We start from the raw sequence: 12,371 nt of genomic DNA on the forward strand, positions 1-12,371 counted from the left end.
GAAAGAACAATGAAACTCGCAAGCTTTTTATACCAGGGAAAACGCAGCTACGGCATCGTCCAGGCCGACGGCGTGATTGATTTAGGCCGCCGTCTGGGCGACCGCTACAGCGACCTCAAGGCGCTGCTGCAGGGCAACGGGCTGGCGCAGGCCACCCGCTACCTGAACGATGCCGTGGACGTGCCGATGAGCGCCATCACCTTCTTACCGGTGATTGAGCAGCCGGAAAAAATCCTCTGCGTGGGCATGAACTACGCCGACAAGCGCAAAGAGTTTGACCAGCACAACCCGGCCCCAACGCTGTTTGTCCGCTTCCCTGATTCACAGACCGGCCACAACGAGCCGGTGCTGAAGCCGCGCCACTCCAGCGAATTCGACTACGAAGGCGAGCTGGCGGTGATCATCGGTAAAGGCGGGGAGAACATCAGCCGTGATGACGCCCTGCGCCACGTGGCGGGCTACAGCTGCTACATGGACGGCTCCGCCCGCGACTGGCAGCACACCTGGTTTACAGCCGGTAAAAACTGGCGTCAGACCGGCGCGTTCGGCCCGTGGATGGCAACGGCCGATGAGATCCCGGATCCGCACAGGCTTGCAATCCGCACCTGGCTGAACGGCCGCATGGTGCAGGAAGACAACACCAGCAGCATGATCCACAAGGTTGCGGAGCTGATTGAGTACATCAGCACCTTTACCCGCTTAAGCCCGGGCGATGTGATCATCACCGGATCCCCGGGCGGCGTGGGTAAAAAGCGTAACCCGCCGCTGTTTATGAAAGAGGGCGACCGCATTGAGGTGGAGATCGAGCATATCGGTCATCTGAGCAACGTGATCGTGGAAGCGCCAGCCGTCGGGCTTGCGGCGGCACACTGAGTAAGGCGGCATGAACAGTCAACCCATCGATTTTCGCCACACCCTCGTGGCGAAGCATCCGGAACGCTTAAGCCAGATCCGTTACCTGCTGGCAGACAGCGGCCTTGGCCTGGACAACGACATCACGCTGTTTGTCGAAGCCTGGTCAGGCCCGCAGCTGGTGGGTTGCGCAGGGCTTGCCGCCAACGTCATCAAGTGCGTGGCGGTCAACGAGCAGCTTCGCGGCGAGAACCTCAGCGCGCGGCTGCTGGCAGAGGTGGAACATGCGGCGCTGGAGCGCGGCCATTTTCACCTCTTCCTCTGCACCCGTCCGTGCAACCGGGAGCGCTTTGCCCGCAGCGGCTTCTGGCCGATTGCCCAGAGCGGGAACAACGCCGTGCTGATGGAGAACACCCCGCAGGGGATCGAGCGCTACTGCCGCTCTCTGCGCGCGAACCGCAGGTGCGGGGAGAAGATTGGCGCCATCGTGATGAACGCCAATCCGTTCACCCTCGGCCACCGCCATCTGGTGGAGCAGGCGGCGGCGCAGTGCGACGCCCTGCACCTGTTCGTGGTGCGCGAAGACGCGTCGTTCTTCCCGTTCAGCGCGCGCCTCGAGATGGTGCGCGCGGGCGTGGCGCATCTGCCCAGCGTCGTGGTGCATGAAGGCTCACAGTACATCATATCTCGTGCCACGTTTCCGGCCTACTTCCTGAAGGAGACCGGCAAAGTGCAGCAGGCGTGGAGCGAGATCGACGTGCTGATCTTCCGGGACTTTATCGCCCCGGCGCTCGGCATCACGCACCGCTTCATCGGCTCGGAGCCGTTCTGCGATATCACCCGCCAGTACAACCAGACGCTGCACGACCTGCTGGCCTCGCATATCGAGGTGGTGGAGATGCCGCGCATCAAGGCCACCGGCAACGCCATATCGGCGTCCGAAGTGCGCCGATTACTGAAGACACAGCAGTTTTCCCGGATCCGGGAGATTGTCCCGGACTCCACCTTCGCGCATCTCGAAACGCATTACCGTGCGAGTGCGGAAGTCGCTTAACTACCAGGAATTTATCATGAAAATTGTAAGGGAGGCGCTGGCCGGAACGCAGGAGTCCAGCGACCTGATGGTGAAAATCGCTCCCGCTCACGGCGAGCTGGAGATCGTCATCCACAGCGAAGTGATTAAGCAGTTTGGCGAGCAGATTCGCCAGGTGGTCAACGACACGTTGCGCGCCATGAACGTGCACCAGGGATTAATCATTATTGAAGACAAAGGGGCGCTGGACTGTGTGATCCGCGCCCGCCTGCAAAGCGCGCTGATGCGTGCCGCCGACGAACAGACCATCAACTGGGGGGCGCTGAAATGAGCAAACTCCGCCGCAGTATGCTGTTCCTGCCGGGCGCCAACGCCGCCATGCTCTCCACCGCCTTTATCTACCGTCCCGACTCCATCATGTTTGACCTTGAGGACGCCGTTGCCCTGCGCGAGAAGGATACCGCGCGCATGCTGGTGTTTCACGCGCTGCAGCACCCGATGTATCAGGATATCGAAACCGTGGTGCGCATTAACCCGCTCAGCACGCCGTTTGGCCTGTTGGATCTGGAGGCCGCCGTGCGGGCCGGCGTGGACGTGATCCGCCTGCCGAAAACCGACACGCCGGACGACATCTACGAGCTGGAGGGCCACCTTGAGCGTATCGAGCGCGAGTGCGGCCGCGAGGTCGGCTCCACCCGCGTGATGGCGGCGATTGAGTCGGCCATTGGCGTCATCAACGCCGTGGCGATTGCCCGCAGCTCTCCGCGCCTCATCGGCATCGCGCTGGCCGCCTTTGACTACGTGATGGACATGCAGACCGAGCGCGGCGACGGCACCGAGCTGTTCTACGCCCGCTGCGCCGTGCTGCACGCCGCCCGCGCGGCGGGTATCGACGCCTTCGACGTGGTGTGGTCAGACGTTAACGACGAGGCCGGGTTCCTGCGTGAGGTCGATCTGATCCGCAAGATGGGCTTCAACGGCAAATCGCTGATCAACCCGCGCCAGATTGATCTGCTGCACAACGCCTACGCCCCGACGCAGGAAGAGGTGGATCACGCCAGAAGGGTGATTGAGGCGGCGGAAGAGGGAGAGCGTAACGGCCTGGGCGTGGTGTCGCTCAACGGCAAAATGGTGGATGCACCGATTATTAACCACGCGCAGGTGGTGCTGGAGCGCGCGGCAGCCTCCGGCGTGCGTCGGTAAGGATAAGACAATGAATCAGACAGAACTTCTTCACGTGAATTTCCCCCATCTGCGGGACTTAAAACCCTTCGATACCGCCCACAGCGCCACGCCGTGGCTGGCGGACAGCGACGCGAAGCACAGCCGTAAGCTCTGCGCCTCTGTTGAAGAGGCGGTTAAGCGCTGCGGCCTGCAGGACGGGATGACCATCTCCTTCCACCATGCGTTTCGCGAAGGCGACCGGGTGATCAACACCGTCGTGGCGCTGCTGGCGCGGATGGGTTTTAAAAACCTGACGCTGGCCTCCAGCTCGCTGATGACCTGCAACGACGCGCTGATCGAGCATATCGAAAGCGGCGTCATCACCCGGATTTACACCTCTGGGATGCGCGGCAGGCTGGCGGATGCCATTTCCCACGGGCTGATGGACAAACCGGTGCAAATTCACTCCCACGGCGGGCGCGTGAAGCTGCTCCAGGACGGCGAGCTGAATATCGACGTGGCGTTTCTCGGCGTGCCGTGCAGCGATGAGTTTGGCAACGCCAACGGGACGCACGGAAAATCGTGCTGCGGTTCGCTCGGCTACGCGATGGTGGACGCGCACTTTGCCCGCAAGGTGGTGCTGCTGACTGAAGAGCTGGTGCCGTTCCCCAATATGCCCGCCAGCCTGGTGCAGGACCAGGTGGACTACATCGTGCAGGTTGAAAGCGTGGGCGACCCGGCGAAAATCAGCGTCGGCGCGGCCCGTGTCACCAGCAACCCGCGCGAGCTGATGATCGCCCGCTATGCGGCGGACGTCATTGAACACTCCGGCTACTTCAAACCGGGCTTCTCGATGCAGACCGGCTCCGGCGCGGCGGCCACGGCCTGCACGCGCTTTATGGAAGAGAAGATGGAGCGCAGCGGCGTGAAGGCGCGCTTTGCACTCGGCGGCATCACCGGCAGCCTGGTGGATCTGCACGAGAAGGGGCTCATCGAAAAGCTGCTCGATACCCAGTGCTTTGACGGCCAGGCGGCGGCCTCGCTGGCGCGTAACCCGAACCACGTGGAGATCTCCACCAACGTTTACGCTAACCCAGGCAGCAAGGCGGCAAGCTGCGACCAGCTCGACGTGGTGATCCTCAGCGCGCTGGAAATCGACGTCGAGTTCAACGTCAACGTCATCACCGGCTCCGACGGAGTGATGCGCGGCGCGTCCGGCGGGCACTGCGACGTGGCCGCCGCGGCGAACCTGACCATCGTCGTTGCCCCTCTGCTGCGCAGCCGCATTCCGACGGTGGTGAAGCGGGTTACCACGCGCCTCACGCCGGGCGAAAGCATCGACGTGCTGGTTACCGATCACGGCATCGCGGTCAACCCGGCGCGCCCGGAAATCCGCGAGCGGCTGCTGGAGGCCGGGCTGAAGGTTGTGGATATCAACGCGCTGTATGAGCGGGCGATCTCCCTGACCGGCGTCCCGAAACCGATTGAATTTACCGACAAAATCGTCGGGGTGATCCGCTACCGCGACGGCAGCGTGATCGACACCGTGCGACAGGTGAAGGAGGAAGTATGACTTTAGCGACACCCGTGCGGGCGGGTGTCAGCCTTGACGAACTGCTGGCGGCGAAAGAGCGCCGCGCAGCGCGCCAGGCTGACATGCTCGAGCACTATCAACAACCGGTGATTTCCCTCACGCTGGTCACGCCCGGGGAAATCAAGGACAGCCTGCGCTATCGCAATACCATGGGCGTGGCGCTGCAGATGTGCGACCAGCTGCTGTGGGAGAACCGCTGGCAGGTGCTGGACCGTCAGGTGCTGTGGCTCCCGACCGGGCCAGAAGCCCTCTGGTGCGTGGCCCATCCGGCGGTGGAAATCAAAGCGCACTGTACGGATCTGGAGCAGACGCACCCGCTCGGCAGGCTGTGGGATCTGGACGTGATCTGCCCTCAGCATGGCCACGTCGGGCGTCAGTCGCTGGGGGCGAATCTCAGGCGCTGCCTGATCTGCGACGCGCCCGCTCATGCCTGTTCCCGTTCGCGCAATCACCCCGTTGAGCAGGTGGTTTCCCGCGTGGAGAAGACGATCGATGACTGGTTTGCTCGCGACTAAACCGCGCCCGGCTGACGTGCCCGCGCTTGCCGAGGCGGCGCTGTGGCAGGAGCTGGAGCTGACGCCCAAGCCGGGACTGGTGGACACGCTCAACAACGGTTCCCATCGCGATATGGACCACGCGCTGTTTGTCCGCAGCATCGCGGCGATTACGCCGTGGTTTTCGCGCTTTGCCGAGCTGGGCAGCGCGCATGCGGATAAACCCGCTGGCGAACAGCTACGCGTTCTCCGCCCGATGGGGCTGGCCTGCGAGCAGGCGATGTATGCCGCGACGAACGGGGTGAACACCCACAAAGGCGGGGTTTTTGCCCTGGGTTTACTGTGCTTCGCCGCCGGTCGTGTGAAAAATATCTCCGCAGAGAGCCTCTGCTGTGAGGTGAGTAACATCTGCCGCGGGCTGGTGTCGCGGGAGCTGGCCGCACGCAGCGGACAGACGACGGCTGGCGAGCGACAGTTCCAGCAGTACGGCTTAACCGGTGCGCGCGGTGAGGCGGAGAGCGGCTTTGCGACGGTGCGTAAGGCGCTGGCGCAGTGGAACGGACATTCACTTCACGGCCTGCTGTTACGCCTGATGGCCGTCAATCAGGACAGTAATCTGGTATCTCGCGGCGGCATGGAAGGGCTGCGCTACGTTCAGGGCTACGCGCGGGAACTGCTGGCTAACGGCTGGGACCGCGAGGCGTTGCTTAGGATGGATAACGCATTGATTGAACGCAATCTGAGTCCGGGCGGCAGTGCGGATTTGCTGTCGGTGGGATGGGTGCTGTCTGCAATAAAATAGCCGGGTGGCGGCTTCGCCTTACCCGGCCTATGGTCTGGTTTTGTAGGCCCGGTAAGCGCTAGCGCCACCGGGCACAACAATCAATGCGCGATCGGCTGCGCACCGTGTGGTTCACGTACGTGCTTGTACTTGAACAGCGCGATGAACGCGAAGAACAGCACCAGCGAGTACGCCGCGAAGATCAGCCATACAGGCTGCCAGTTGGTGATACCGTTGGTGGTGTACATCTCCACCACTTTACCGCTCACCACGCCGCCAAGAATACAGCCGAAGCCGTTGGTCATCATCAGGAACATACCCTGCGCGCTGGCGCGGATTTCAGGCTTCACCTCTTTTTCCACAAACACCGAACCGGAGATGTTGAAGAAGTCGAAGGCGCAGCCGTAAACGATCATCGACAGCACCAGCAGCACGGTGCCGAACGGGCTTGGGTCGCCGTAGGCGAACAGACCGAAGCGCAACATCCATGCCGCGATACTGATCAGCATGACGTTCTTGATGCCATAGCGGCTCAGGAAGAACGGGATGGTCAGGATAAACAGCGTCTCAGAGATCTGAGAGATGGACATCATCACCGACGCATGTTCAACGATAAAGCTGCCGGAGAACAGCGGATTGTTATCGAAGCTGTGCAGGAAGGTGTTGCCGAACATGTTGGTGATCTGCAGCTCCGCGCCCAGCAGCATGGAGAAGATGAAGAAGATCGCCATGCGTTTGTTTTTAAACAGCGCGAAGGCGTCCAGGCCGAGCATGGTGCTCCAGCTCTGGTTTTTCTGCTGGTTAGACACCGGGATGGTTGGCAGCGTCAGGGTGAAGATCGCCAGCAGCACGGAGAGCGCTGCACCGATATAGAGCTGCATATGGCTCAGTTCGAAGCCCGCGAAGCTCACGCCCCACATCGCCATGATAAAGCCGATGGTGCCCCAGATACGGATTGGCGGGAAATCGGTCACGATATCCATATCCGCGGATTTCAGGCGGTAGTAGGAGATGGTGTTGATCAGCCCAAGCGTTGGCATATAGGCCAGCGAGTTAAGCAGGATCACCATGAACATTGCCCCCGGCGTGGTCACCTGGGCTGCCATAAACAGCGTCCCCGCGCCCACCAGATGGCAAAGCATGTACAGCCATTTGGCGCTTAGCCATTTATCCGCCACGATCCCCAGCAGCGTTGGCATGAAGACCGCCGCAATACCGAGCGAGCTGTATACGGCACCGATTGACGCACCATCGAACTTGAGCGTCACAAACATATAGGAGCCGAGTGTAGTCAGCCAGCTACCCCACAGGCAGAACTGCAGAAACGACAATATTTTAAGCTGCAGCTTAAGGTTCATGTTACTTTCCTCACAAGTGAGCGGGAGATATGTTGTTATAGGAACATTCAGGGTTGTTATTTGATGCAATTCTATCAGTTGGCAACGATATGTTTTGTTACCTCCCGCAAAAAAATGCAATCCACATTAATTTGCAGTTTGGATTGTGATGCAAATAACATTTTCGTATGGGTGGGGGGAAGGAGAACACCTTCTCCTTGCAGGAGAAGGTGTGCCGATCACCGACGACGATAGTTTTTCTGCGCCGTATTCACCTTATACAGGTACCGGCGGGATTCCGCAGAAGGGTGGCGGGTGGTGAGGGTGGAGTAAACATCCCCCGGCGCCATGCTGTTGATGATGTTCGCGGCCTGCACTTTGTCATTCGAGAAGACGCGCAGCACGCTGCCCGCGCCGCCGTTATAGGCGGTGATCACCGCATAGCGGCGCGACGTTGGGTTATCAATTCCGCCCAGATACACATTGTTCAGCATCGCCAGATAGGCGGTACCGGTATCAATGTTGCTCTGCGGGTCGAACAGATAGCTGCGGCTCGGCGTGCCGGATTTCCCCTGCGCGCGGAAGACGTCTTTCCCGGCGCTGTGCTGCACCACCTGCATCAGCCCCAGGGCGTCGGAACGGCTTACCGCATACGGGTTAAACGAGGATTCGGTCTGCATAATCGCCAGGATCAGCGACTCATCCACGCCGTACTTACGTGAGGCCTGACGCACCATCCCAATGTACTTATGCGCACGCTTGTCGAGGTGGTTCGGGACGAGGTTTATGGTGACGCTGTAGATGATCTTCAGACCGTTAGAGCGGCTTTTCAGGCGCGTCTGCAGTAGGTAGTCGGCAAATTTCGTGGCGCGACCTTCCCAGCGGATCGGCTGGCCGGTCTGATCGACAACCTGACCGTACAGGAACGGCTCTTTCGAGATCGTAATATCGTCGGCATCGGAGTAGAGATCGATAGATCCCGGATCGTCACCCATCAGCAGGGTTTTGATAATGGCCTGACGTAAGCGCGCTGCAGGGTCAGTGCCTGCAATGGTCTCAATCGTGATCGTACCCTCATCAAAGTTGATGTGGCTACGGGTCAAATAGGCGTCGGTGTACTTAACGTAGTCCTTGGGTCCGGCAATAAGAACTTCGTTAAATCCCCATATGTTCTCGATGTTGTGGGCAAACTGCCCCATCAAAATGTCAAAACCGTTGGTGTCCTTGATCCAGGCTTCGTTGTAATCTTCGCCTTTTTTTGACGAACACGAGACAAGCAACGGCGCAACAAGGGCTAGCGCTAAAAGTTTTTTCATCATTCCGGGAGTGCGTGTTGTGTTTGCTTTAACGGCGGGGTTTCCCCCGCACGCTGTTATTTTTCCGGTGGCGTATAGCCTTCGATGTGCACGTCTTTACCTTCGAACAGGAAGCTTACCATCTCCTGCTCCAGCAGCTTGCGGTGTTCCGGGTTCATCATGCTGAGTTTCTTCTCGTTGATCAGCATGGTCTGCTTTTTCTGCCACTGTCCCCAGGCTTCTTTGGAGATTTCATTGTAGATGCGTTTACCCAGGTCGCCCGGATAAAGCTGGAAATCCTGGCCCTCAGCGTCACGCTGCAGGAAAGTACAAAAAATCGTTCTGGCCATACACATTCCTCTTTTTCTTGTCGATGCTAAACCATTGCACCGGCACGTAATTGCTGTAACAGGCGCTCCACGGGAGCCGCCAGTCCGACTGATGGCGGTTGCGCTAAGTTATACCAGAGAGCGGTGCCTTCATCCATGCACGAGGCAAATGACGACACGGGAAGCCACATGGGTACAATATCCAGGTGGAAATGGCTGAAGGTATGGCGAAACGCGGTCAACTGCGTCAGGTTATCGGCAGCAATCCCGCGCTTTTTAAGCCATTCACGCAGCAAGTCTTCATCTTCAAACTGTGGGAAGCAGTATAGACCACCCCACAGGCCGCTCGGCGGACGCTGGGCCAGGAAGACCTCGTCGCCGTGCTGCATCAGCAGCATATAGCCTGTGCGCTCCGGCAGCGTCTGTTTGGGTTTCTTACCCGGATACTGCGCCCAGGAATGGTTGGCATACGCCACGCAGAGAGTATTCACCGGGCAGAGTTCGCATTTTGGTTTTGAGCGCGTGCAGACCATGGCGCCGAGATCCATCATCGCCTGGTTGAAACGCTCGACGCCGTTGGCCGGGGTGACCGCTTCACTAATTTCCCAAAGACGTTTTTCAACGTCCTTCTTCCCCGGCCAGCCGTCGACGGCATAGCAGCGTGCCAGCACGCGCTTTACGTTGCCGTCGAGGATCGGGAAATGCTTGCCTAACGACAGGGAAAGAATCGCACCTGCGGTTGAGCGTCCGACGCCGGGGAGATCGGCCACCTCGTCGAAGGTTTCCGGGAATTTCCCGTTGTGGCGCGTCGCGACCTGCTGTGCGGCCTTGTGAAGGTTACGCGCGCGGGCGTAATAGCCAAGACCGGTCCACAGGTGCAGGACCTCGTCCAGCGGGGCGTTGGCCAGATCGGTCACCGTCGGGAAGCGCGCCATAAAACGCTCGAAGTAAGGGATCACCGTGGCGACCTGCGTTTGTTGCAACATCACCTCGGAGAGCCATACTTTGTAAGGCGTTTTTTCAATTTGCCAGGGCAGGGTTTTACGCCCGTATTTGTCGTACCAGTCCAGCACCTGGGCTGAAAATTGAGAGGCTTGCATGGTCATCGATTCGCATAATCAGGGACGCAGATTGCAGCACAGCGTCAATCTGCTGTAAACCGGATCTTTCCCATGCTTGCATAGAAGCCTTAACTTTGGATAATGCCCGTTTCCCGAACATTCTCACAAGCAGACAACTCTTTTATGAAAAACGACGTCATTTCACCGGAATTTGATGAAAACGGTCGCCCGCTGCGCCGTATTCGCAGCTTTGTCCGTCGTCAGGGCCGCCTGACAAAAGGTCAGCAACACGCGCTGGACAACTACTGGCCGGTGATGGGCGTTGAGTTCAGCGAGCAGCCTCTGGACTTTACTGAACTGTTCGGCCGCGAAGCACCCGTCACGCTGGAGATCGGTTTTGGTATGGGCACCTCGCTGGTGACCATGGCGAAAGCCCGCCCGGAGCAGAACTTCCTCGGTATTGAAGTCCACTCCCCGGGCGTGGGTGCATGCCTGGCAACGGCCCATGAAGAGGGCGTTGAGAACCTGCGCGTGATGTGTCACGACGCGGTGGAAGTGCTGCACAAAATGATTCCTGACAATTCTTTAACCATGGTTCAGCTCTTTTTCCCTGACCCGTGGCACAAAGCACGTCATAATAAACGCCGTATCGTTCAGGCACCGTTTGCCGAGCTGGTGAAAAGCAAGCTGAAGCTGGGCGGTGTCTTCCATATGGCGACCGACTGGGAACCGTATGCGGAACATATGCTGGAAGTGATGTCGTCGCTGGACGGTTACAAAAACCAGTCTGCGAGCAACGACTATGTACCGCGTCCGGAATCGCGTCCGGTAACGAAATTTGAACAGCGTGGCCATCGTCTTGGTCACGGTGTATGGGACTTAATGTTCGAGAGGGTGAAATAATGGCAAAGAATCGTAGCCGTCGTCTGCGTAAAAAGATGCACATCGAAGAATTCCAGGAAGTGGGCTTCTCCGTTGCGTGGCGTTTCCCGGAAGGCACCAGTGTAGAACAGATCGATCAGGACGTGGATGCGTTCATCAACGACGTGATTGAGCCAAACAAGCTGGCCTTCGACGGTAGCGGCTACCTGGCATGGGAAGGTCTGATCTGCACCCAGGAAGTGGGTAAATGCACCGAAGAACATCAGGCGCTGGTGCGTAAATGGCTTGAGGACCACAAGCTGGAAGATGTCCGCGTCAGCGAACTTTTCGACGTTTGGTGGGACTAATAAAGAAGTCAGGGGCCAGCATTAGCTGGCCCATTTTGTCTGAGGGAGTGTTTAAGATGCGCAAAACGTTGCTGGCTGTTGCTTTGATGGCAACTGGATTCACCGCCCATGCGGATTATCAGTGTAGCGTCACCCCGCGTGATGACGTGGTGTTAAGCCCGCAAACCGTGCAGGTCAAAGGCGAGAACGGCAATCTGGTGATTACGCCGCAGGGGAACGTCACCTTTAACGGCAAGCAGTACAACCTGACTGCCGCACAGCGTGAGCAGGCGAAAGACTATCAGGCCGATTTGCGTACCGCGCTGCCGTGGATTAATGAAGGTGCCCTGACGCGCGTCGAAAAGAGCCGCGTGGCGCTGGATAAGATCATCACTAAAGAGGTGGGGGAGAGCAGCAATATGCGCACCCGCCTGACGAAGCTTGATAAGCAGCTTAAAGAACAGATGAACCGGATTATCGAGACGCGTTCCGACGGCCTGACTTTCCACTACAAGGCGATTGATCAGGTCCGTGCCGACGGGCAGCAGCTGGTGAACCAGGCGATGGGCGGCATCCTGCAGGACAGCATCAACGAGATGGGCGCCAAAGCGGTGCTGAAAGGCGGCGGTAACCCGCTGCAGGGCGTGCTGGGCAGTCTGGGCGGCCTGCAAACCTCTATTCAGAACGAGTGGAAGAACCAGGAAGATGATTTCCAGCAGTTCGGCAAAGACGTGTGTAAACGCGTGGTGTCGCTGGAAGATAGTAGGAAGGCGCTGGTGGGGACGCTGAAGTAAGTTCCCCTCACCCTAACCCTCTCCCCAAAGGGGCGAGGGGATGGTTTGCTCCCTCTCCCTTTCAGGGAGAGGGCCGGGGTGAGGGTTGCAGCATTTGCAGTGTCTCAAGGATCTTTTCCAACACAGCCTCTTCATTATTCCAGAGTTCGTTGTTCCAGAATCGAATAACGTGCCAGCCCTTTTGGTTTAACCACAACGTCCTTTGACGATCGTATTCCTGATTTTCATCATGCTGTCCGCCATCCAGCTCAACTGCCAGACGTGCTTCGCAGCAGGCGAAATCGAGTATGTAATTTCCTGCCGGATGCTGTCGGCGAAATTTATAATTTTCGAAACGGCGGCTGCGCAGTAGATACCAAAGTCGCCTTTCTTCCGTTGTCAGCTCGCGTCTGAGCTGTTTTGCATATGAACGAGTAATTTCCATCCCCG

15 protein-coding genes are annotated in these 12,371 nt (G+C 58.7%); 10 read left to right on the plus strand and 5 right to left on the minus strand.

Annotated elements, in window-relative coordinates; translation table 11 throughout:
• The first annotated feature begins 9 nt into the window (after positions 1–9).
• The 7 genes from AC0TNG_RS05645 to citG are packed head-to-tail and all read left to right on the plus strand — an operon-like array spanning position 10 to position 5,939.
• A complete protein-coding gene (locus AC0TNG_RS05645) occupies positions 10–873 on the plus strand; it encodes a fumarylacetoacetate hydrolase family protein (RefSeq protein WP_032650155.1) in 864 nt (287 codons plus the stop codon).
• A gap of 10 nt (positions 874–883) precedes the next feature.
• Complete coding sequence (gene citC / locus AC0TNG_RS05650) at positions 884–1,906, plus strand: [citrate (pro-3S)-lyase] ligase (protein ID WP_090418627.1); 1,023 nt, start codon at positions 884–886, stop codon at positions 1,904–1,906.
• A 16-nt stretch (positions 1,907–1,922) separates the two neighbouring features.
• Complete coding sequence (gene citD / locus AC0TNG_RS05655) at positions 1,923–2,216, plus strand: citrate lyase acyl carrier protein (protein WP_090418625.1); 294 nt, start codon at positions 1,923–1,925, stop codon at positions 2,214–2,216.
• Entirely contained in the window at positions 2,213–3,088 is an 876-nt protein-coding gene (citE, locus tag AC0TNG_RS05660) for a citrate (pro-3S)-lyase subunit beta (protein ID WP_029740740.1), read from the plus strand. Before citD ends, citE begins: the two co-directional genes overlap by 4 nt.
• A 10-nt stretch (positions 3,089–3,098) precedes the next feature.
• Entirely contained in the window at positions 3,099–4,622 is a 1,524-nt protein-coding gene (gene citF / locus AC0TNG_RS05665; protein WP_473713196.1) for a citrate lyase subunit alpha, read from the plus strand.
• Entirely contained in the window at positions 4,619–5,158 is a 540-nt protein-coding gene (gene citX, locus AC0TNG_RS05670; RefSeq protein WP_024906547.1) for a citrate lyase holo-[acyl-carrier protein] synthase, read from the plus strand. Before citF ends, citX begins: the two co-directional genes overlap by 4 nt.
• A complete protein-coding gene (gene citG, locus AC0TNG_RS05675) occupies positions 5,136–5,939 on the plus strand; it encodes a triphosphoribosyl-dephospho-CoA synthase CitG (protein ID WP_090418622.1) in 804 nt (267 codons plus the stop codon). Before citX ends, citG begins: the two co-directional genes overlap by 23 nt.
• 80 nt (positions 5,940–6,019) lie before the next feature.
• On the opposite strand, the gene AC0TNG_RS05680 is transcribed toward citG, so the two are convergent.
• From AC0TNG_RS05680 to mutY, 4 genes are all read right to left on the minus strand, one after another.
• Complete coding sequence (locus AC0TNG_RS05680; protein ID WP_008499767.1) at positions 6,020–7,276, minus strand: nucleoside permease; 1,257 nt, start codon at positions 7,274–7,276, stop codon at positions 6,020–6,022.
• A 218-nt stretch (positions 7,277–7,494) separates the two neighbouring features.
• Positions 7,495–8,571: a membrane-bound lytic murein transglycosylase MltC gene (gene mltC, locus AC0TNG_RS05685; protein WP_024906549.1), complete on the minus strand. Its 1,077-nt coding sequence runs from the start codon at positions 8,569–8,571 to the stop codon at positions 7,495–7,497.
• Between the two features lie 56 nt (positions 8,572–8,627).
• Positions 8,628–8,900 carry an oxidative damage protection protein gene (locus AC0TNG_RS05690; protein ID WP_023309138.1) on the minus strand — a complete coding sequence of 91 codons (273 nt, stop codon included), beginning with the start codon at positions 8,898–8,900 and terminating at the stop codon, positions 8,628–8,630.
• 26 nt (positions 8,901–8,926) lie between these two features.
• Positions 8,927–9,979 (minus strand): A/G-specific adenine glycosylase, encoded by a 1,053-nt coding sequence (mutY, locus tag AC0TNG_RS05695; RefSeq protein WP_175557797.1) that lies wholly within the window; start codon positions 9,977–9,979, stop codon positions 8,927–8,929.
• Positions 9,980–10,123: 144 nt separating this feature from the next.
• Between mutY and trmB the strand changes: the two genes are divergently transcribed.
• The 3 genes from trmB to AC0TNG_RS05710 are packed head-to-tail and all read left to right on the plus strand — an operon-like array spanning position 10,124 to position 11,942.
• Positions 10,124–10,843, plus strand: coding sequence for a tRNA (guanosine(46)-N7)-methyltransferase TrmB (trmB, locus tag AC0TNG_RS05700; RefSeq protein WP_023333355.1), 720 nt, complete (start codon positions 10,124–10,126; stop codon positions 10,841–10,843).
• The gene (locus AC0TNG_RS05705) at positions 10,843–11,169 is read left to right on the plus strand and encodes a YggL family protein (RefSeq protein ID WP_014885198.1); all 327 of its coding nucleotides are present in this window, start codon (positions 10,843–10,845) and stop codon (positions 11,167–11,169) included. The genes trmB and AC0TNG_RS05705 overlap by 1 nt, the downstream gene beginning before the upstream one ends.
• A 56-nt stretch (positions 11,170–11,225) precedes the next feature.
• Entirely contained in the window at positions 11,226–11,942 is a 717-nt protein-coding gene (locus AC0TNG_RS05710) for a YggN family protein (RefSeq protein ID WP_024906551.1), read from the plus strand.
• Positions 11,943–12,003: 61 nt separating this feature from the next.
• Here AC0TNG_RS05710 and AC0TNG_RS05715 read toward each other — a convergent pair whose 3' ends face one another.
• Positions 12,004–12,366, minus strand: a complete 363-nt coding sequence (locus tag AC0TNG_RS05715) for an endonuclease domain-containing protein (RefSeq protein WP_073961472.1) — start codon at positions 12,364–12,366, stop codon at positions 12,004–12,006.
• Positions 12,367–12,371 lie beyond the last annotated feature (5 nt).

The organism is Enterobacter sp. PL_is514 (assembly GCF_055816715.1).

Bases quoted from the DNA above. Each gene is read 5' to 3' on its own strand.
- AC0TNG_RS05680 (WP_008499767.1), bottom strand. From the start codon at position 7,276: ATGAACCTTAAGCTGCAGCTTAAAATATTGTCGTTTCTGCAGTTCTGC.
- citF (WP_473713196.1), top strand. From the start codon at position 3,099: ATGAATCAGACAGAACTTCTTCACGTGAATTTCCCCCATCTGCGGGAC.
- citG (WP_090418622.1), top strand. From the start codon at position 5,136: ATGACTGGTTTGCTCGCGACTAAACCGCGCCCGGCTGACGTGCCCGCG.
- citX (WP_024906547.1), top strand. From the start codon at position 4,619: ATGACTTTAGCGACACCCGTGCGGGCGGGTGTCAGCCTTGACGAACTG.
- citC (WP_090418627.1), top strand. From the start codon at position 884: ATGAACAGTCAACCCATCGATTTTCGCCACACCCTCGTGGCGAAGCAT.
- trmB (WP_023333355.1), top strand. From the start codon at position 10,124: ATGAAAAACGACGTCATTTCACCGGAATTTGATGAAAACGGTCGCCCG.
- AC0TNG_RS05715 (WP_073961472.1), bottom strand. From the start codon at position 12,366: ATGGAAATTACTCGTTCATATGCAAAACAGCTCAGACGCGAGCTGACA.
- AC0TNG_RS05645 (WP_032650155.1), top strand. From the start codon at position 10: ATGAAACTCGCAAGCTTTTTATACCAGGGAAAACGCAGCTACGGCATC.
- mltC (WP_024906549.1), bottom strand. From the start codon at position 8,571: ATGAAAAAACTTTTAGCGCTAGCCCTTGTTGCGCCGTTGCTTGTCTCG.
- citE (WP_029740740.1), top strand. From the start codon at position 2,213: ATGAGCAAACTCCGCCGCAGTATGCTGTTCCTGCCGGGCGCCAACGCC.
- citD (WP_090418625.1), top strand. From the start codon at position 1,923: ATGAAAATTGTAAGGGAGGCGCTGGCCGGAACGCAGGAGTCCAGCGAC.
- AC0TNG_RS05690 (WP_023309138.1), bottom strand. From the start codon at position 8,900: ATGGCCAGAACGATTTTTTGTACTTTCCTGCAGCGTGACGCTGAGGGC.
- AC0TNG_RS05705 (WP_014885198.1), top strand. From the start codon at position 10,843: ATGGCAAAGAATCGTAGCCGTCGTCTGCGTAAAAAGATGCACATCGAA.
- mutY (WP_175557797.1), bottom strand. From the start codon at position 9,979: ATGCAAGCCTCTCAATTTTCAGCCCAGGTGCTGGACTGGTACGACAAA.
- AC0TNG_RS05710 (WP_024906551.1), top strand. From the start codon at position 11,226: ATGCGCAAAACGTTGCTGGCTGTTGCTTTGATGGCAACTGGATTCACC.